This is a genomic window from Streptomyces alboflavus, assembly GCF_000716675.1.
In the GTDB taxonomy this organism is placed as follows: Bacteria; Actinomycetota; Actinomycetes; order Streptomycetales; family Streptomycetaceae; genus Streptomyces; species Streptomyces alboflavus.
Genome location: NZ_JNXT01000021.1, coordinates 124,340 through 143,243 on the forward strand (window position 1 = coordinate 124,340; position 18,904 = coordinate 143,243).

The following is an 18,904-nucleotide window of genomic DNA, read 5'->3' on the forward strand; positions in this document are numbered from 1 at the left end:
CCCGAGGGATGCGCCGCGCGGCTACTCCTGCGGTGTCGTCTCCTCGCGGATCACCTTCTGCGCGACCCGGAACGCGCTGTTCGCCGCCGGGACCCCGCAGTACACGGCGGCCTGCAGCAGCACTTCCTTGATCTCGGCCGGGGTGAGGCCGTTGCGGAGCGCGGCGCGGGTGTGGAACGCCAGCTCGTCCAGGTGGCCGCCCGCGACGAGGGCGGTGAGGGTGACGCAGCTGCGGGTGCGGCGGTCCAGGCCCTGGCGGTTCCAGATCTCGCCCCAGGCGTAGCGGGTGACGAGGTCCTGGAAGTCCGCGGAGAACTCGTCGGCGGCGTCCATGGCCCGGTCGACGTGGGCGTCGCCGAGGACCTCGCGGCGGACCTTCATGCCCTGGGCGTACGCGTCGGGGCGGGCGTCCGTCGCCACCGGCTGCTCGACCGCGGCGATCTCGGCGACGGGCGCCGCCGGGGGCGGGGCGAGCACGGGCTTGACCGGGGGCGCGGTGATGGCGTGCTGGCCGGTGGCGTGGGTGTCCGGTGCGGCCTGCCAGGCACTGGAGAAGTGGCGTACGAGCAGGTCGGTGACCGCGGCGGGCTGTTCCACGGGGGCCAGGTGGGAGGCGCCGGGCACCACGGCGAGGCGGGCGTCCGGGATGCCCGCGACGAGGGTGCGGGCCTCGCCCTGTCCGGTCACCTGATCCTCGGAGCCGACCAGGACGAGGGTGGGCACTCCTATGCTGGCCAGCTCCGCGCGGATGTCGAAGGCGGCGAGCGCCTCGCAGGCGGCGATGTAGCAGCCGGGGTCGGTGGTGCGCACCATCTGCACGGCCCAGTCGGTGATGGCGGGCTGGGCGGCGGCGAAGCCGGGGGTGAACCAGCGCTCCGGGGAGCTGCGGGCGATGGGGTCGAGGCCGTTGGTGCGGACGATCACTCCGCGCTGGCGGAACTCGTCGGCGGTGCCGAACCGGGGCGAGGTGGCGATGAGCGCGAGCGAGGCGACGCGGTGCGGGTTGCGCAGCGCCAGTTCGGCGCCGATGGCGCCGCCGAGCGCACAGCCCGCGAACCCGAAGCGCTGCACGCCGAGCTCGTCGAGCGTGGCGAGCACGCGGCGGGCGAGTTCACCGACGGAGTCCACGGGGTGGGCGGGGGCACCGCCGTGTCCGGGCATGTCGAAGCGGATGACCCGCCAGTTCTTGCTCAGTTCGGGCACCTGCCGGTCCCACATGTGCCATGTGGTGCCGAGGGAGGGGCCGAGGACCAGGACAGGGGCGTCTTCTGGCCCGTCAAAGCGGTATTGCAGGGCAGCAGTCTTCGTCTCACTCACCCGTTCACGCTCGCACATCTCACAAAATCCCACCGACGGGGGTGGCGGTCTCCACCAAACCACCGCAGGTTTCCGCGGCGGGCGCGCACGCGTGCTCCCGGACCTCGCCCCCGGCCCGGCCCCCGTCGGCCGGGGGGATCAGCGCAGTCCGGCGAAGAGGTCGTTCTCGGGCAGGGCGGTGCCGGTGGCGTCCTGGACGCGTACGAAGGTCTCCATGCCCATCAGCTCGCCGAAGCGCTCCTTGCCCATCTTGAGGAAGAAGATGTTCTCGCCCTGGCTGGCGTGCGCGGCCAGGGCGTCGAACTTCTGGCCGCTGAACGCGGTGGTGTCGACCCACGTGCTGATCTCGTCGTCGGGGAGTCCGATCTCGGCAAGCGCGGCGGCCTCGGCCGGGTCCGGCTCCGGCGCGTTGTCGTCGAGCTCGCGCAGGACCTCCTCGAACCGCCGCATCGTGGAGTGGGGCATCGTCGTCCAGTAGACCTTCGGCGTCAGGTCGGTCATCTCCAGCGCCGCCATCGTGATGCGGTGGGCCTGGATGTGGTCGGGGTGGCCGTAGAAGCCGTTCTCGTCATAGGTGACGACCACATCGGGGCGGTAGTGCCGTATGAGGTCCGCGAGCCGGGCGGCGCCTTCCGCCACGGGCGTCTGCCAGAAGGAGCCGGGGGCGTCGTTGCTCGGCCAGCCCATCATCCCGGAGTCGGCGTAGTCCAGGGTCTCCAGATCGCTGACCTTCAGGACGTCGCAGCTCTCCTGGAGCTCTCGCCTGCGCATCGCGACGACGGCCGCCGGATCGTGCCCGGGATCGCCCGGCTTGGCGCCCCCCGCTCCGTCGCCGCAACCGCCGTCGGTACAGGTCACGAGAACGGTCCGGATGCCCTCCGCCGCGTACCGCGCGAGGATCCCTCCCGTTCCGGTGGCCTCGTCATCGGGGTGGGCGTGCACAGCCATCAGCGTCAAGGGCCGGTCAGTCATGGATCTTTCCTCCCGCGGAAGTACATCGGTCCGGGCGTGCGGCAGTCGTGCCGCACTTCCGGTGCAACAGCGCCGACGGGACCCGCTGTTCCTGGCGTCGTCCGGCACACGGAAAACCCGGCGACGTCGACGGTCGTCCCCGGGACACTGGTCGCCATGGATGCGATCGAAGTCGTCGTCGCCCACTCCGAGCGCGCGACCCTGCGCGTCGGCGACGTGTTCCTGAAGGTGGACGCCGATCAGGCGCGCGTCGGCATCGAGGTCGAGGCCATGGCCCTGACCCCGGTCCCGACGCCGGAGGTCCTGTGGCACAAGCCGCCCGTGCTCGCCCTCGCCGCACTCCCGGGGACGGCCATCGGCCGCCTCGGCGAGCCGTCGACCGCGTCACCGGCGGCCTGGGCCGCGGCGGGCGCCGCCATCCGCACGCTGCACGACGCGCCCCTGCCGTCCCGGTCCGGCCGGGCGGGCCGGAGCGTCGACGAGCTGACGGCGGAGCTCGACGCCGAGTGCGGGTGGCTCGTGGCGAACGACGTCCTGCCCGCCGACCTGGTCACCCGCAGCCGCCGGATCGCCGAGGCCGCGCTCCGCCCCTGGACCCCGGCGTTCACCCACGGCGACCTGCAGGTCGCCCACGTGTTCGTCGACGGCGACGAGGTCACCGGCGTCCTCGACTGGTCCGAGGCGGGCCGGGGCGACGCCCTGTACGACCTCGCCACCGTGACGCTCGGGCATCGGGAACACCTCGGCGACGTCATCGCCGGCTACGGCACCGACGTCGACCTCGACGTGATCCGCGCGTGGTGGGCGTTGCGCAGCCTGCTGGGCGTCCGCTGGCTGATCGAGCACGGCTTCGACCCGTCCACGCCGGGCTGCGAGGTCGACGTGCTCAAGTCCCTGATGTGAGGGTGCCGGGTCGGCTCGCCCCCCCTCTGCCGGGTCGGCTCGCCCCTCAGCCGGGTCGGCTCACCCCTTCAAGGTGTAGAAGTGGATGGGGGTGTTCGGCTCGAACCCGATCCGCGGGTACACGGGAGCCCCGGCCTCGGTCGCGTGCAACGTGGCGCGGGTCAGGCCGGTGGCGCGGGCGCCCTCGTGCAGCGCCTTGCGCGTGACGGCCTCGCCGTAGCCCCGGCGCTGCCAGTCCGGGTCGGTGGCGACGAAGGCGACGAAGAGCCGGCCTTCCGCCTCGACCGTCGCGGCGCACGCCACCGCGACGTCGCCCCGCATGGCCAGGTAGGCGAACATCTCGCTCTTCCAGTACGCGGATCCGGCCATCCCGACGCGGCCTTCCTCCAGGGGGAACCCATAGGCGCGCGACTGGAGGTCCGCGTAGGCCCGCAGGTGCTCGTCGGTGCGCACGCGCACGAACGTCAGGTCGGGGTGGACCGGGTCGGGGACGGGCAGCAGGTCTCCGGCCATGCCCGTGCCGGGGAAGGCGTGCTCGAAGCCGGCCCGCTCGGCCGCCGGGGCCAGCGCGGTGCGGGCCTCCTCGTCGAGCAGGTCCTCGAAGAGCCACAGGAAGCCCGGGTTCTTCTTCGCGCGCATGATGTCCGCCGCCTGGCCCAGGCGTTCCGCGAGGAGTTCGGGTCCCGCGCCCTGGTCGGTCAGCGTGACGCAGTTCCAGAACGAGAACGGGGAGTCGGCCCAGCGGACGGCGATGCCGGGCAGGTCGCGCACGTCCGCGTCCGCGTCGCGGTCGAGCACCATGGCGCGCCAGGCCACCGTGAGCTGCCGTGCCGATTCGATGGACTCCTTGAGACCAGTCACCGTACTCCCCTGGGTCGTTGCGGTCGTCGCAGTCGTGGCGGCCCCCGCACGTGGTGTCGCCGTCATCAGATGATGCCCTCGAACTGCTTGTCCTCGCTGGGGGAACTGGAGCGGGGCACGTGGTAGGAACTGCGTCCGAAGCGTCGCCACACGGCGGCGATGAGGAAGGCCACCACGACGGCGACGGGGGTGTAGTTGAAGGTCGTGGCGGTGACCGGGCTGCTCTGCGGCAGCAGGAAGAGGATCGTGACCGCGCCGGCCCACAGCACCGCCACCCAGCCGATCGGCCGGCTCCAGCGGCCCAGGTTCCAGGGCCCCGGGGTGAACCGGTCGCGGTGGATCAGCCGCAGCAGCACCGGGATGGCGTAGGCCGAGGTGAAGCCCACGGCCGAGATGGCGGTCACCGCCGAGAACGCCGTCGAGGAGTACAGGGACGGCAGCGCGAGCACGAAGGCCACGACGACCGCGAGCCAGACCGCGTTGGCGGGGATGGCGGTGCGGGGGCTGACCTTCTTCCAGTGCCCGGAGCCGGGCAGGGCGCCGTCCCGGGCGAAGGCGTAGATCATCCGGCTGGCGCTCGCGGTCACGGTGTAGCCGCACAGGAACTGGGCCACGATGATCACGAGAAGCAGTGCCTTGGCCGCCGCCTCGCCCAGCGCGTCGAGGAGGATCTGTGCCACCGGTACGCCGGTCGAGCCGCCCAGGGTCGCGGCGTAGTCCTGGATGGCGAAAAGGAGCGTGAGCAGCAGGATGCCGCCGGCGATCCAGGACACCGCCACCGAGCGGAAGATCCCGCGGGCCGCGGCGACGGAGGCGTGGTTGGTCTCCTCGCTCAGGTGGGCCGAGGTGTCGTAGCCGGCCAGGGCGAAGACCGGAAGGAGCATGCCGATCAGGATCACGTAGATCGGGACGCCCCAGCCGGTGTTGTTGGTGAACTCGGTGAAGACGAAGCCGGCGGACTGGTGGTCGGAGGGCACGAACGCCAGGGAGCCGATGATGACGACGGCCCCCGCCAGGTGCCACCACGCGCTCACGGACGTCAGGATGTTCATCAGGCGGGTGCCGAAGAGGTTCAGGACCGCGTGCAGCGCGAGGATGATCCCGTACAGGAGCAGCAGGGATTCCGGTGTCGGCTCGTAGCCGAACTGCAGGTTCATCCACGCGGCGGTGAACGTCGCGATGCCGTAGTCCTGGGCGGCGATGCCGCCGAGCAGGCCGAGGAGGTTGAGCCAGCCGGTGTACCAGCTCCAGCGCTCGCCGCCGAGCTGGCGCGCCATGTAGTACAGGCCGCCGCTGGTGGGGTAGCGGGAGGTTATCTCCGCCAGGGCGGCGGCCAGGCACAGCACCAGCGGGCCGACGGCGAGCCAGCCCCACATGATCACCGCGGGGCCTCCCGAGTTCAGGCCGAACCCGAAGAGGAGCAGGGTCCCGGACATGATCGAGATGACCGAGAGGGAGGCGGAGAAGTTGCCGAAGGCGCCCATGCGACGGTGCAGTTGCTGGGTGTAGCCAAGCGACTGGAGGATGCGTGCGTCCTCCCCGTCGTCATGGACCGGGTTCGGCTGCTGGCGCCGTGCTCTTACCGATGTCATGGGTTCTCCGCACAGGGACTGAAAGAAGGGGTGCAGGCGGGGTGACTGCCGGGCCGCCAGGGGGACGTGGCGGCGGTCACGGGTGTTCTCCCGTGGGCCGGGGATGGGATCTCAGGCAGGCGACGCGGTCCTCCTCGAACGCCTTTCGCCACTGGTCCTCGGGATAGCGGGCGTCGTACTGCCACGGGGCCGGAGTGGCGAAGTCGCCGATGGCGTCGAAGACCTCGGTCGCCCACCGGGCGAAACCGCCCCTTGCCAGGGCGTAGGCGAGGTAGTTCAGATCCAGTTGGGAGCTGGTGGCCGGATCGCACTTCCGGAACCAGCCCTCGAACGCCTGCGTGACGGCCCGGGTGATGTCCTCCCTGGTCCACAGCAGGTTCAGCATGACCTCGGCGCCTCTGTCCCGTCGCTCCCTGTGCTCCTGGACCCGGGCGTGGAGGGGCAGCAGGAGCAGGGGCGAGTCGGGCGGCGCGAAGGAGACCGTCCAGCGGGCGAAGTCCGTCGCGACGGCCTGGCGGCCCGCGGGGCCCGGGCGCGCCTGGAGGGCCTGGGACATGCGGTGCCAGGCCTCGCGGTTGTACTGGTCCCTTCGGTGCGCTTCCCCCAGCAGGCCCCAGGGCCCGCGGGGCAGCAGGTACTCGTGGGGCGGCGGTGCCACGTCGTGCTCCGGGTGGAGTCCCGCCGTGTCCGTCTCGGCCAGGGCCAGACGGCAGATCCAGGGCACCGCGTCGTCGGGGTTGCCCTCGGCCGCGCGGTGGCACGCGTCCCGGGCCCGGGCCACGAGCTTCTCCAGGTCCTGGGCCTTGCGGTAGTCGCGCGCCCAGTTCCTGCGGTGGGCCTGCAGCACCCGTTCGGTGGCGACCCTGGCGTACATCACCCGGGCGGCGAGGCTCTCCGGTTCCTCCTTGAGCCACAGCTCCACGACGTTGGCCTGAGCCGCGACGATCCCGAGGACCTGGGTACGGGACGTCCACTGCGGCCAGTTGCCCGTCCGGGCGAGCACCTGCCGCATCTCCATCCAGTAGCCCGCCTGAATGTCCTGCACCGCCGCGTAGAGGTCTCTGTCACGGCCGGCCGGGTTCGAACTCGCCATCAACGTCCCTCTCGGCCGGCCGGCCACAGGGCGGGCCGGAGGAGGCCGTGGGGCCGCTCGGGGCGTGCTTCGCGGCGGTCCGCCCGCTGGTCGCTGCCGTCAGCACTGGGCCTCGCCGAGTGACGTGAGCACGACACCAGACGGTGTGCGCTGGCGGTCATAGACAGAGGACCCCTCGGACAGTCGGGACGGAGCGGCACGGTGGCGCAGGGACAGCGGCGTGGGCTGACGGGCGGCGCGGAGACGACCGACGGCCCGTCAACTGGGCCGACGCCTTTCGCCCTTCGCAGGTAGCGCGTGCCTGACAGGTACTTAAGTGCCTGAAGAGGCGCATGACCAGAGAATCCCAAGATTCTTCTGTCGCGCAGAAGCTAGTTTCGGCCACCTCGTTTCCGTACGTCGCCATCCGTGACCGAACCCGTCGGCGACACCACTTGGACGGTGCGCGCCACCACGGCTCGAACACTCGCGACCCCGCGCGAACAGGCATGCGAAACAGGACCGCCACCCTGGGCCGAAGCACGACGACCCCTCACTGACCTGGCCGTATTCCGCGCTCGGCGCGGTTCACGACCGCCCGCACACCAGGGAAGCGCGGACCGACTCACACCGCGGACGGACAATTGAACACGAGTCAGCCGTACGGCCCGACGAGGCGGCACGACCGCTCACCGCGACCGCGCACCGCTCGTCACGGATCCGCCGGGGCCGCCCGGACAACGCTTCCTCGCCACCCGTGACGGCCACCCGCCGGGCAGCGAAATCAAGCACAGGCACGGTCACTTCGGCGCGCCGCCGTGACACGATCTTCTTCCTGGGCCCCGGTTCCGCACCGGCATACCGGGGCCACCCACCCGATGAGGGGCACTGTCAAGGCGTATACGGGACAGGCACGCCGCGGGCCGCGACGGCACGACAGGTGCCCGTTGGGGCACCGGGTCCGGGCACGCACGGGATGCAGCGTGACGATCTCCCGACGCGGAGTCATTCGGCCAGTTCGATACGGTCGTCACCGTCCGTGATCACGTGCCGTCATAGGGGTAAGTACGAGGAGATCAGGGCGAAGCAGGCGAACAGCAGGGACCGGGGCGGTTTCACCCGGCGAGGGTGGCCTCGGCCTGCTCCCGCCAGTCCTTCACCCGCCCTGCCAGGACCGCGTCGGCGTACGCCGTCTCGCCGAGGCGGGCGCGGGCCGCCGCGGTGATCCGGTCGACGTCGGGCAGCGAGCGGTCCGGTGTGCCCCGCACGCTCTCGCTCGCCGCGAGCAGCGCCACGGCCCGCTCGTGCCGCCCCTGGCGCAGCGCGAGGTCCGCGACGCCGACCAGCACGTGCGCGAGCAGCGGCAGATGGCCCAGTTTCACTGCCTCGCGGAAGGCCTCGGCCCAGTGGCCGCGGGCCTCATCGACGTCCTCGGCGAGGTAGCCGTACAGGTCCTGGGTGACGACCCGCAGGTATCCCCTGGTCCCGGAGACGCGCAGCGTCCGCGCCGCGTCCAGGTGCGCGTACGCCTCGTCCCGCCGCCCGCGCCAGCGGGCCAGCTGCGCCTTCGCGAGCACGAGCTCCGCCAGCGCGTCCGGCCAGGCGACCCGGTCCGCGCAGGCCTGCGCCTCGGCCATGGCGGCCTCGCAGGCCGCCTCGTCGCCGAGCAGCCAGTACAGCTGGGCCTGGCGCGCCCGCAGGCCGAGCGCGTCCTCGAGCGCGCCCAGCTCGGTCAGGGCCGTGATGCCCTGTTCGTAGTGCGCGCAGGCCTCGGTGAACGCGCCGCGCTGGGCGAGCCGGTCGGCCAGGGACATCAGCGCGAGGGACATCCCCCACCGGTCGCCGAGGGCGCGGAACTCGGCCAGGGCGATCTCCATGTCCCTGTCCGTGTCCGGCTCGACGCGGCCGACGGTGAGCCGCAGCCGGCTGCGGTTGAGCCGGGCCTGGGCGCGCACCCACGAGTCCTCGTCGGTGAGCATGGGCTCGAACACGGCCAGGAACTCCAGCGGCTCCGCCAGCATCCGCTCCATCAGGTCGACCATGACCATCAGCGGGTGGCGGCTCGTGCCGCGCCGGGCGAAGCGGTACGCCTCGTGGATCCAGTCCTGCGCCGCGTACTGGTCGCCCTGGCCCGAGATCAGGAACAGCGTCACGACGGCGTACGCCATGGCGCGCACGTCGTCGGGGACCGGGCCGTCCAAGGACGCGGCGGCGACGCTCAGTTCGGTGCCCTCGGCCTTGCGGCCGCTCAGGAACCAGTACCAGCCCGCGGCTCCGACGAGCCGCATCGCCTCGTGGGCCCAGCCGTCCGCGACGGCGCCGCGCAGGGCGGCGTTGATGTTGTCGTGCTCGGCCTCCAGGACGGCCAGCCACTCCAGTTGCTCGGTCCGGCGCAGGTGCGGCTCGGCCGTCGCGGTGAGCTCCGTGACGTACGCGAGGTGCGCGCGGCGGGCCGACTCGGTCTCCCCGGCCTCGGCCAGGCGGTGGGCCGCGTACTCCCTGATGGTGTCCAGCATCCGGTAGCGCGGCACGGCCGTGTCGTCGGCGAGCAGCAGGGACTTCTCGATCAGCGCGGTGAGCACGTCGAGGACCTGTTCCCCGTCCAGGGCCGCGCCCCCGCAGACCCGCTCGGCCGCGTCCAGCGTCGCCCCGCCGGAGAACACGGAGAGCCGCCCGAGCACGCTCCGCTCGGCCTCGGTGAGCAGGTCCCAGCTCCAGTCCACGACCGCGCGCAGGGTCTTGTGCCGGGGCAGCGCCGTGCGGCTGCCGCTGCTGAGCAGCCGGAAGCGGTCGTCGAGCCGCAGGGCGAGCTGCTCGACGGACATCGTGCGCAGCCGTGCCGCCGCCAGTTCGATGGCCAGCGGAATGCCGTCGAGGGCACGGCAGATCCGGGCCATGGCGGCCAGCGTCGGCTCGTCGAAGACGATGTCCTTGCGCACGGCGCCGGCCCGGTCCCGAAGCAGCAGCACCGCGGGCGACGCCCCGACCGCGTCCGGATCCGCGCCCGCCCCGGGCAGGGCCAGCGGCTCCACCTGCCAGAGCGCCTCGCCGGTGATGCCGAGCGGCTCCCGGCTCGTGGCCAGGACGCGCAGGCCCCGGCACTCCCCGAGGAGCCGGTCCGCGAACGCGGCGGCCGCCTCGATCATGTGCTCGCAGTTGTCGAGGACGAGGAGGTGCGCGCGCTCCCGGACCGCCGCGACGAGCCGGTCCATCGAGTCCCCGCCGGGACCGCCGCCCGCGTCCCCGCCCGCGCCGCCGCCGACCAGCGCCTGGTCGCGCAGGCCGATCGCGGTGAGCACGACCTGGGCCAGCTCCCCGCCCGCCCGCACCGAGGCCAGCTCGACCAGCCAGGCCCCGTCCGGCAGGTCCCCGAGCATCCGCCGCGCGGTCTCCGCGGCGAGGCGCGTCTTGCCGGAGCCGCCGGGCCCGGTGAGGGTGACGAGGCGGTGCTCGGTGATCAGGTCGGCGACCGCGGCGACGTCCTCGTCCTTGCCGACGAAGCTGGTGAGACCGGCGCGCAGGTTCGTGCGGGGCCGCTGCGGCTCCGCGTGGCCGTCGCGGGGGCCGCGTCCGGTCTGCTCGCGGCGCTCGTCCCGGTCGGCGGGGTCGGCGGGGTCGGCGTCGTCCACGGCGTGGGAGGCGGACCCGGTGCGCCAGGTGTGCGGGGTGCGCCGGGTGGGGTCGGTGGTCTCGGCAGGGGAGGCGGCCCCGACGTGCGGGGCGCGGTCCGGGCGGGAGGCGCGGTCGGCACCGGAGGTGCGGTCGGCGCGCTCGCCGTAGGGCCGACGGGCCCCGGCATCCGCCCCGTCCCCCACGTCCCCCACGTCCCCGCGCAGCAACGCGGTGTGCAGCGCGGAGAGTTCGGCCGAGGGTTCCACGCCCAGCGCCTCGACGAGCCGCTCGCGCAGCTTCTGATACGCCATCAGGGCCTCGCTGCCCCGCCCGGCCTCGGCGAGCGCCCGCATCAGCGCGGCGACGAGCCCTTCCCGCAGCGGGTGCGTCGCGACCAGCTCGGTCAGCTCGGAGACGAGACCGGCGCCGCGGCCGAGGCGGATGTCCGCGTCCACCCGGTCCGCGAGCGCGGCGAGACGGAGTTCGTCGAGGCGCGTCGCCGCGGCGACGAAGGCGTCGCTGCCGTGCGGCGCGATGTCCGCGAGGGCCGCGCCGCGCCACAGCTCCAGCGCCGAGCGCAGCAGCTCCGCCCGCCGCGCCAAGTCGTCGGCGGCACGCGCCCGGCCGAGCAGCCGCTCGAACCGGCACACGTCCACGGCGTCGGGCGCCACGGCGAGGCGGTACCCGCCGGACTCCGCCTCGACCGACCCCTCCGGCAGCACCCGGCGGAGCCGGGACACGAGCACCTGCAGGGCGTTCGCCTCGTCGGCGGGCGGCCGCTCCCCCCAGATCCAGTCCACGAGCCTCGTCCGCGTGACGACCCGGCCGGGTTCGAGGGCGAGCGCGGACAACAGGGCGCGCAATCGGGTGCCCGGGACCTCCACCGCCGCCCCGGCGGCGGTCCGGACCTCGAACGGCCCGAGCATCATGATGTGCACCGGGCCATACTGCCGCACGGTTCCGACGCGTGACCAACCACTCCCGCGCAGGTCATGGCCGCCCTTCCCGCGGTCGTACGGGCCCGGCGCGCCCCGGTGTTTCGGTGCGGCGTCCGCGGTGAGGATCACCGAATGACCCCGCACCTCGAATCCCCCGCACCACAGGAACCCCTCCCGCCCCAGCAGGCCCTCCCCCATCTCGACGCCGCCACGATCGACCGGCTCGTCCCGATGGGCGCCGCCGTCGACGCCGTCGAGGACGTGCTCGCGCGCGGCGGGCTCGACCCCGAGGCGGAACCCGCGCGGTCCGTCGTCGGTGTGACGGGCGGTCAGCTGCTGCTGATGCCGTCGTCGACGGCCTCGTACGCGGGCGTGAAGGTGGCGTCCGTGACCCCGGGCAACCCGGAGCGCGGGCTGCCGCGCATCCAGGGCCTCTACCTCCTGCTCGACGGCGCGACGCACCAGCCCCTCGCCCTGCTCGACGGCATCGCCCTCACCTCGCTGCGCACGCCCGCCGTGTCCGGCGCCGCGATCCGGCGCCTGGCCGCGCCGGAGGTCGGGCGGCTGCTCGTGTTCGGGACGGGGCCGCAGGCGTGGGGGCATGTGGCGGCGGTACGGGCGGTGCGTCCGGGGCTCGCGCACGTGGACGTCGTCGGGCGTGACCAGGGGCGGGTGGCCGCGTTCGTGGAGCGGTGCGGGGCGGCGGGGCTCACGGCGGCGGCCGCGGCGCCGAAGGACGTCGCCCACGCCGACGTGGTGTGCTGCTGCACCACGGCGCGCGAGCCGCTGTTCGACAGCTCGCTGCTCGCCCCGCACGCGACCGTCGCCGCGGTCGGCTCGCACGAACCGGACGCCCGCGAGGTCGACGAACGCCTCCTCGGCCGGGCCACGGTCGTCGCCGAGTCCCGGTCCGTGGCGATGCGGGAGTGCGGCGACATCGTGCAGGCGGTCGCCACCGCCGCGTTCGACCTGCGGCGCCTTCGCACCCTGCGCGAGCTGGCCCGCGGCGAGGTGCCCGTGGACGAGGCCCGCCCGCGCCTGTTCAAGTCGGCGGGCATGGCGTGGGAGGACCTGGCCGTGGCGGTGGCGGCGTACGAGGGGTGGCGGGGCGCCGGCGCCTGAGTGCCCGCCCCGCCCTCACGCCACCGTCACGGGATGCCGCACCACCGCGTCGAACAGGTACCCCTGGGTGTTGTGGGCCGTCGTCGTCGGCTGGCTGCGCCCGGTCGTGTCCGTGGCCCGGGCGAGAAGCGTGGCGGGCCCCGGCGTGCGCGGCCGCCAGTCGGTGGACCAGCGCACCCAGGAGCCGCGTCGGGGCACGTCGTGGAGGCGGGCGCGGCGCCAGCTCCCGCCCTGGTCGGTGCTGATGTCGACGCGGGTGACGGCTCCGTCGCCCGACCAGGAGCGGCCCGTGAGGCGGTGCCGGGCACCGGCCCGGAGCGTTGCGTTCCAGGGGAGTTCGAAGGCCGACTTCAGGGTCTGGCGGGTGAGCGGCGGTGAGCCCTCGGCCGGGTGGTGCTCGCCGAACAGACGGTAGAAGTCGGTGTTCCAGGGCGAGTAGAGCGGTGTCGTCGAGACCTCGATGTCGCCGACCCACTTGATGGACGCGATGCCGATCCAGGCGGGCACGACGACGCGCACGGGGTGGCCGTGGTCGGGCGGCAGCGGCTCGCCGTTCATCTCGTACGCGAGGAGGACGTCGTCCAGGGCCTTGGCGAGCGGCAGCGGGCGGCGCACCCGGCCGAGGTCGGTGCCGTCGGCCGTGACGTAGTCGTCGTCGAGGCCCCGGGGCATGACGTCCACGGCCCCGCGCGCGAGGCCCGCCCGGCGCAGGACCTCGGCGAGGCGCACCCCGCGCCAGCGTGCCGTGCCGATGGCGCCGAGGGTCCAGGCCGTGCCCGACACCGCCTGGCCCTGCTGGCTCCCGAACAGGCTCCTGCCGTTGCCCGCGCACTCCACGAACGCCGTGCGCGTCGTCGACGGCAGCCGCCTCAGGTCGGCGAGCGTGAACTCCCGCGCGCCGCCGGTGAGTCCGTCGCCCCACACGGTGAGGCGCCACGCGGCGGCGTCAAGGCGGGGCGTGGTGGTGTGGTTGCGGACGAAGAAGTGGGACGCCGGGGTGAGATGTCCGGTGTCCGCGAGCGCGTCGAAGCGGGTCTCGGCGTTCGTGCCGCGCACCGAGAACACGTCGTCGGGCAGCGGTTTGACGATGCCCGGCGCGGTCGCGGCCCGTGCGCGCGGGGCGGGCAGGGCGATCGGCACGGCCGCCGCGAGGCCCGCGGCGGCGGCGAGCCGCAGCACGTCGCGGCGGGCCACCCCGTCGGCGCGGGCCCCGCCCACGAGCCACTGCCGCAGCCGACGGCGGTCGTACGCGGCTTCGGTGATCGGTTCCATGGGCGTCATGAGGGCAGCCTTCCGCGGCGGGCGTGAGGGTGTTCCGAGTGCGCGAAGTCCCGTACGCCGTCAGGGAAGCGAGCGGCGCACGGGGCGAGGAGCGACGTACCAGGGAGAACGAGCGAGGATCAACAACAGTCGTGCGACGGCAGTGCGCGGACCCGGAGGGCTCCGGTGGCACAGGTGCTGCGGCTGAGGATCATGCCGACATGCTACGAGGCCGTGACGTGTCACGTCACGGCCTCGGCCCGTTCGTACGCGGTGCGGCTACGGCGTCGTCGTCGAGACGACGTACACCATGGGGTGCTTCGGGTCGGAGCGGTTCACGACGATGTCCTGGGTGGGGGTGGGGTTCTTCATCTCGTGGGTGAGGCCCCACCAGGGCCCGGGGTCGGTGAACTCCCAGCCGACGACCTTCCGGTCGCGCTTGCTGATGGTGATGTCGTTCTTCTTCAGCGCGCTGACGCCCTTGCCGGTGCCGGTGGCCCTGAGGAACTTGTCGAGGCCCTCGTTGCTGGTGAGGAACTGGACGTACAGGCGGCTGGTGCGCCAGTTGTTGGTCTCGTAGTAGGCGACCTCTTCGGAGTACGGCGGGATCGGCACGTCGTAGAGGCGGCGCTGCACCTTGGAGGGCCAGCCCGCGGTGAGGCCGGTCGCGGAGTACTTCTTCTCCTTGTCGCGGCCGCTGTCGCGGCTCTGGTTCGCGGAGATGAGCAGGTACACCGCGGGGACGCCGATGAGCAGCACGATGATCGTCGCGGTGAGCCAGCGGCGGCGGAGCATGTGGCGGCGGTCTTCCGGGGGGCGCTGCTCCGTGTCACCCGGTCCGGGCGGGCCCGGCAGGTCCGGGGACGAGGGCTGGCGGGGCACGGTCATCTACTGGGTTCCCTGGGCGGTGCGGTCGTTGGAGCGGCGGGCCTCGGCGTAGCGCTCGTACCGCTCGTAGCGCTCGACGCGGCGGCGGTTGGCGCGGCGGAAGCGGCGGGCGACCAGCCGGGCCAGGTCGGCGGCGCCCACCATGCCCGCCTCGGGGCCGAGCTGGGCGCGGGCGATGCGGGCCTCGGGGCGGTAGCCGCGGCCGGTGAGGTGGCGGCGGAAGGCGTCCCTGGCCGGGCCGATCAGGAGGTCGTCGGCCGCGCTGACGCCGCCGCCGATGACGAAGCAGGACGGGTCGAGCGCGGCGGCGAGGTTGGCGATGCCGACGCCGAGCCACTGGCCGATGTCCTGGAGCAGCTCGACGCACATGGCGTCGCCCTCGCGGGCCAGCTCGGTGATGAGGGGTCCGGTGATGTCGGGGACGTTGCCCTTGACACGCTCGATGATGCCGTACGCGACCGGGGAGTCCGCGGCCGCGAGCTCCCGGGCCTCGCGGACCAGGGCGTTGCCGGAGCTGTACTGCTCCCAGCAGCCGCGGTTGCCGCACGGGCAGCGGTGGCCGCCGGGGACGACCTGCATATGGCCGAATTCCCCGGCCACACCGAACTTGCCGCGCTTGACCTGGCCGTCCTCCAGGATCGCGCCGCCGATGCCGGTGCCGAGCGTGATCATGACCAGGTGATCCTCGCCGCGGGCCGCGCCGAAGCGCCACTCGGCCCACGCGGCGGTGTTCGCGTCGTTGTCGACGAGCACGGGCACCGCGAGGCGTCCTGAGATGCGGTCGCGCAGGGGTTCGTTGCGCCAGGACAGGTGCGGGGCGAACAGGACGCGGTTTCTGTCCGCGTCCACCCAGCCCGCGGCGCCGATGCCGACGGCGTGCACGTCGTGCCGGTCGGACAGGTCAAGGACCAGCTCGACGATGGTGTCCTCGACCACCTTCGGGCTCTTGGACTTGTCCGGCGTCTCGGTGCGCAGCGTCTCCAGGATGTTGCCGTCGGCGTCCACGACGCCCGCCATCACCTTCGTGCCGCCGATGTCGATGCCGACGGTGGGGACGCGGGGCGCCGTCAGATGGGATCGGCGCTCACGCGTGCCCACGGTCCGCAGAACGGTGGCTCGTGCGGAGCCGCGGTGCGTGAGGTCGCGGTAGGTGCTCATCGGGCCGATTCTGCCTCACGCTCGCGGGGGCGCGCACAACGGGCGTCCCCGGGGTGCGGCCACCCCGGGCCCCGGGGGAGGTGGACGTGGTGCCCCGTAAGGGGCGCGGGGAACTGCGCGACCAGCCACGCACAAGCCGCAGACGCATCTGCCGGGCACTCGGCAGACGCGTCTGCGGCTTTTCGCACGCTGAGCGCGCAGTTCCCCGCGCCCCTTACGGGGCGCCGTACCCCGTGCCAGGCTCCGGAGCCCGCTCCAGCTCGTGGCGGAGGTCGTCCAGTTCGGAGCCCCCGGCCATCTGGCGGGTCAGCTCGTCGAGGGTGATCTCGGCGCGCGTGTGGCTGCCGGACATCGCACCCCGCTTGAGGAGGACGAAACGGTTGCCGACCAGGTAGGCGTGGTGCGGGTTGTGGGTGATCAGGACCACACCGAGGCCCGCGTCCCGCGCGGCGGCGACGTACTTGAGGACGACCCCGGACTGCTTCACGCCGAGCGCGGCGGTGGGCTCGTCCAGGACCAGGACCTTCGCGCCGAAGTACACGGCGCGGGCGATCGCCACGCACTGGCGCTCACCGCCGGAGAGCGTGCCGATCGGCTGGTCCACGTCGCGCAGGTCGATGCCCATGCGAAGCAGCTCCGCGTGCGTGGTGCGGCGCATCAGGTCGACGTCTAGGCGCTTGAACGGCCCCGTGCCCTTCGTCGGCTCGGAGCCGAGGAAGAAGTTCCGCCAGACCGGCATCAGCGGGACGACGGCCAGGTCCTGGTAGACGGTCGCGATGCCGCGGTCCAGGGCCTCGCGGGGGCTGGAGAGCTTGGCCTCCGCACCCTCGATGCGCAGGCTGCCCGCGTCGTGCTGGTGCAGCCCCGCGATGATCTTGATGAGGGTGGACTTGCCCGCGCCGTTGTCGCCGAGCACGCAGGAGATCTCCCCGGCGTGCACTTCGAGGGAGACGCCCTCCAGGGCCCGGATGTTGCCGTAGTACTTGCTGACGGCGTCGAGCTCGACCAGCGGCGTACGGTCCGCGGGGGCCGTCTCTTCCTCGGCCACGGCCTCAGTGGTCATTTCGTCGCCTCCGCGCGCTTGCGGACCCAGGCGTTCAGCAGGGTCGCGAGGAGCAGCATCGCTCCGAGGAAGAACTTGAACCAGTCCGGGTTCCACTCGGCGTACACGATGCCCTTGCTGGTCATGCCGAAGATCAGGGCGCCGACGGCGGCGCCGACCGCCGAGCCGTAGCCGCCGGTGATCAGGCAACCGCCGATGACGGCCGCGATGATGTAGATCAGTTCGTTGCCGACGCCCTCGCCGGACTGCACGACGTCGTAGTTGAAGAGCAGGTGCTGGCCGGAGACCCAGGCGCCGAAGGCGACGCCCATGTACAGGCCGATCTTGGTCCGGCCGACCGGGACGCCGACCGCGCGGGCGGCGTGCTCACCGCCGCCGACCGCGAAGATCCAGTTTCCGGCGCGGGTGCGCAGGAGGATCCAGGTGGCGGCCGCGATCATCGCGAGCCACCACACGATGGTGATCTTGAAGTCGACGCCGCCGATGGTGATCGTGGAGGCGAAGACGTCCTTCGCGGACGAGAAGCCCTCCATGTCGGAGATCGACTTGGTGGAGACGGTGTCGCTGATCAGCTTGGTGAAGCCCAGGTTCGCGCCGGTCAGCATCAGGAACGTACCGAGCGTGATGATGAAGCTCGGCGGGTCCGTGCGGATCAGCATCACGCCGTTGAAGACGCCGATGGCGAGGGTGGCGAGCAGGGACACGCCCACGCCGACCCAGACGTTCGCCGTCATCTGGTAGCTGAACATCGACGAGATCAGCGCGGACGTCGTCACCATGACGCCCGCCGACAGGTCGAACTCGCCGCCGATCATCAGGAGCGCCACCGGCACCGCCATGATGCCGATCGTGGAGGCCGCGTACAGGACGGTGGCGAGGCTCGCCGCGCGCAGGAAGCTGTCGGCGACGACCGCGAAGAACAGGAACACCGCGAGGGCGCCCACGACCGAGCCCAGCTCGGGCCGGCCGAGGAACTTCTTCAGCGGCGAGGTCTTCAGGAGCCGCTCGTCGGCCACCGGCTTGCCCGGTGCGGGCGCGGTCGTGCTCATCGGGTCCCCCGCTTCGCGTAATCCTCCAGCTCGGCGGCCTGATCCTTGGTGATGATCTGCGGCCCGGTGAGGACCGGCTTGCCACCGCCGAGCACGTCGGCGTTGTACTTGTACAGCCACAGCAGGTCCACGGCCTCGTAGCCCTGGAGGTAGGGCTGCTGGTCCACGGCGAAGCCGAGGGCGCCGGACTTCAGGCCCGCGGCGACCTTCTCGTTGAGGTCGAAGGTGTCGATCTCCGCCTTGCTGTCCGCGCCCTCCTTGGCCTTCACGGCCGTGTCCGCGAACGGCGCGCCGAGCGTGACGACGGCGTCGATGTCCTTGTCGGCCTGCAGCTTGGCCTCGATGGCGGACTGCACGTCGGGCATGTTGGTGCCCGTCACGTACAGGTTCTGCATCTTGCCCTTGAAGGTGGACTTGGCGCCGTCGCAGCGCTGCTCGTGGCCCACGTTGCCCTGCTCGTGCAGGATGCACAGGGCCTTCTTCTTGCCGCGCTTGGTCAGCTCCTCGCCGACGGCCTCGCCCGCGATGGTCTCGTCCTGGCCGATGTGGGCCAGGGCGCCGAACTCCTTGGACTCCTCCGAGCCCGAGTTCACCGTGATCACCGGGATGCCGGCCTTCTTGGCGCGGGCCACGGCGGCCTTCATCGCGTCCGGCTTGGCCAGCGTGACGATGATGCCGTCGACCTTCTTGTCGATGGCCGCGTCCACGAGCTGGGCCTGCTGCTGCGCCTCGTCGTCGTGCGAGTACAGGAAGTTGATGTTGTCCTTCACCGCGGCCTGCTTGGCGCCGTTCTGGACGATGTCCCAGAACGTGTCGCCGTCGCCCGAGTGCGTGATCATCGCGACGGTCCAGCGCGGCGTGTCCACCGCCGCCCTGCCCTGTGCCTGAGAGGCCTTGCGCGCGTCCTCGGCGCGCTTGCCCCCGGTGCTGCTGCAGCCCACGAGGGACGCCCCGAGCACCGCCGCAAGCACGGCACCCACCGCACGTACTCCAGTCCCAACCCTTGCCACGTCGCCGTGCCCTTCTTGCGTCTCTTGCCTTGCAGTGTTTGCAGTGCTTCTCGCAGTGCTCGCGGTCTCGCCGCCCAAGTATCGGTC

14 protein-coding genes are annotated in these 18,904 nt (G+C 72.6%); 2 read left to right on the forward strand and 12 right to left on the reverse strand.

The annotated features are described in order from the left end of the window. Window positions 1-21 precede the first annotated feature (21 nt). Both pcaDC and OO63_RS17895 read right to left on the reverse strand, forming a co-directional pair. On the reverse strand, window positions 22-1,317 hold the full coding sequence (gene pcaDC / locus OO63_RS17890; RefSeq protein WP_030361860.1) for a bifunctional 3-oxoadipate enol-lactonase/4-carboxymuconolactone decarboxylase PcaDC: 1,296 nt from the start codon (window positions 1,315-1,317) through the stop codon (window positions 22-24). Between the two features lie 138 nt (window positions 1,318-1,455). After that, window positions 1,456-2,289 (reverse strand): PIG-L family deacetylase, encoded by an 834-nt coding sequence (locus OO63_RS17895; protein ID WP_030361861.1) that lies wholly within the window; start codon window positions 2,287-2,289, stop codon window positions 1,456-1,458. A 156-nt stretch (window positions 2,290-2,445) separates the two neighbouring features. Here OO63_RS17895 and OO63_RS17900 point away from each other — a divergent pair, with 156 nt between their 5' ends. Further along, the gene (locus OO63_RS17900) at window positions 2,446-3,192 is read left to right on the forward strand and encodes a phosphotransferase family protein (protein WP_030361862.1); all 747 of its coding nucleotides are present in this window, start codon (window positions 2,446-2,448) and stop codon (window positions 3,190-3,192) included. Between the two features lie 60 nt (window positions 3,193-3,252). Here OO63_RS17900 and OO63_RS17905 read toward each other — a convergent pair whose 3' ends face one another. The 4 genes from OO63_RS17905 to OO63_RS41480 form a co-directional block, all read right to left on the reverse strand. Then, on the reverse strand, window positions 3,253-4,053 hold the full coding sequence (locus OO63_RS17905; protein ID WP_030361863.1) for a GNAT family N-acetyltransferase: 801 nt from the start codon (window positions 4,051-4,053) through the stop codon (window positions 3,253-3,255). Between the two features lie 65 nt (window positions 4,054-4,118). Continuing rightward, window positions 4,119-5,645, reverse strand: a complete 1,527-nt coding sequence (locus tag OO63_RS17910) for an amino acid permease (protein ID WP_030361864.1) — start codon at window positions 5,643-5,645, stop codon at window positions 4,119-4,121. Between the two features lie 76 nt (window positions 5,646-5,721). Further along, window positions 5,722-6,738, reverse strand: a complete 1,017-nt coding sequence (locus OO63_RS17915; protein WP_030361865.1) for a hypothetical protein — start codon at window positions 6,736-6,738, stop codon at window positions 5,722-5,724. A gap of 1,094 nt (window positions 6,739-7,832) precedes the next feature. After that, the gene (locus OO63_RS41480; RefSeq protein WP_106983477.1) at window positions 7,833-11,258 is read right to left on the reverse strand and encodes an AfsR/SARP family transcriptional regulator; all 3,426 of its coding nucleotides are present in this window, start codon (window positions 11,256-11,258) and stop codon (window positions 7,833-7,835) included. 141 nt (window positions 11,259-11,399) lie between these two features. Here OO63_RS41480 and OO63_RS17925 point away from each other — a divergent pair, with 141 nt between their 5' ends. Further along, entirely contained in the window at window positions 11,400-12,389 is a 990-nt protein-coding gene (locus tag OO63_RS17925; RefSeq protein ID WP_030361867.1) for an ornithine cyclodeaminase family protein, read from the forward strand. Window positions 12,390-12,404: 15 nt separating this feature from the next. Here OO63_RS17925 and OO63_RS17930 read toward each other — a convergent pair whose 3' ends face one another. The 6 genes from OO63_RS17930 to OO63_RS17955 form a co-directional block, all read right to left on the reverse strand. After that, window positions 12,405-13,670: a sulfite oxidase gene (locus tag OO63_RS17930; RefSeq protein ID WP_030361868.1), complete on the reverse strand. Its 1,266-nt coding sequence runs from the start codon at window positions 13,668-13,670 to the stop codon at window positions 12,405-12,407. Window positions 13,671-13,928: 258 nt separating this feature from the next. After that, entirely contained in the window at window positions 13,929-14,537 is a 609-nt protein-coding gene (locus tag OO63_RS17935) for a hypothetical protein (RefSeq protein WP_030361869.1), read from the reverse strand. Then, entirely contained in the window at window positions 14,538-15,695 is a 1,158-nt protein-coding gene (locus OO63_RS17940) for an ROK family glucokinase (RefSeq protein ID WP_030361870.1), read from the reverse strand. It abuts the gene before it with no gap. 214 nt (window positions 15,696-15,909) lie between these two features. Then, window positions 15,910-16,758 carry an ATP-binding cassette domain-containing protein gene (locus OO63_RS17945; RefSeq protein ID WP_030361871.1) on the reverse strand — a complete coding sequence of 283 codons (849 nt, stop codon included), beginning with the start codon at window positions 16,756-16,758 and terminating at the stop codon, window positions 15,910-15,912. Further along, window positions 16,755-17,807: an ABC transporter permease gene (locus OO63_RS17950; protein ID WP_030361872.1), complete on the reverse strand. Its 1,053-nt coding sequence runs from the start codon at window positions 17,805-17,807 to the stop codon at window positions 16,755-16,757. Before OO63_RS17950 ends, OO63_RS17945 begins: the two co-directional genes overlap by 4 nt. Continuing rightward, window positions 17,804-18,817: a sugar ABC transporter substrate-binding protein gene (locus tag OO63_RS17955; RefSeq protein ID WP_030361873.1), complete on the reverse strand. Its 1,014-nt coding sequence runs from the start codon at window positions 18,815-18,817 to the stop codon at window positions 17,804-17,806. Before OO63_RS17955 ends, OO63_RS17950 begins: the two co-directional genes overlap by 4 nt. Window positions 18,818-18,904 lie beyond the last annotated feature (87 nt).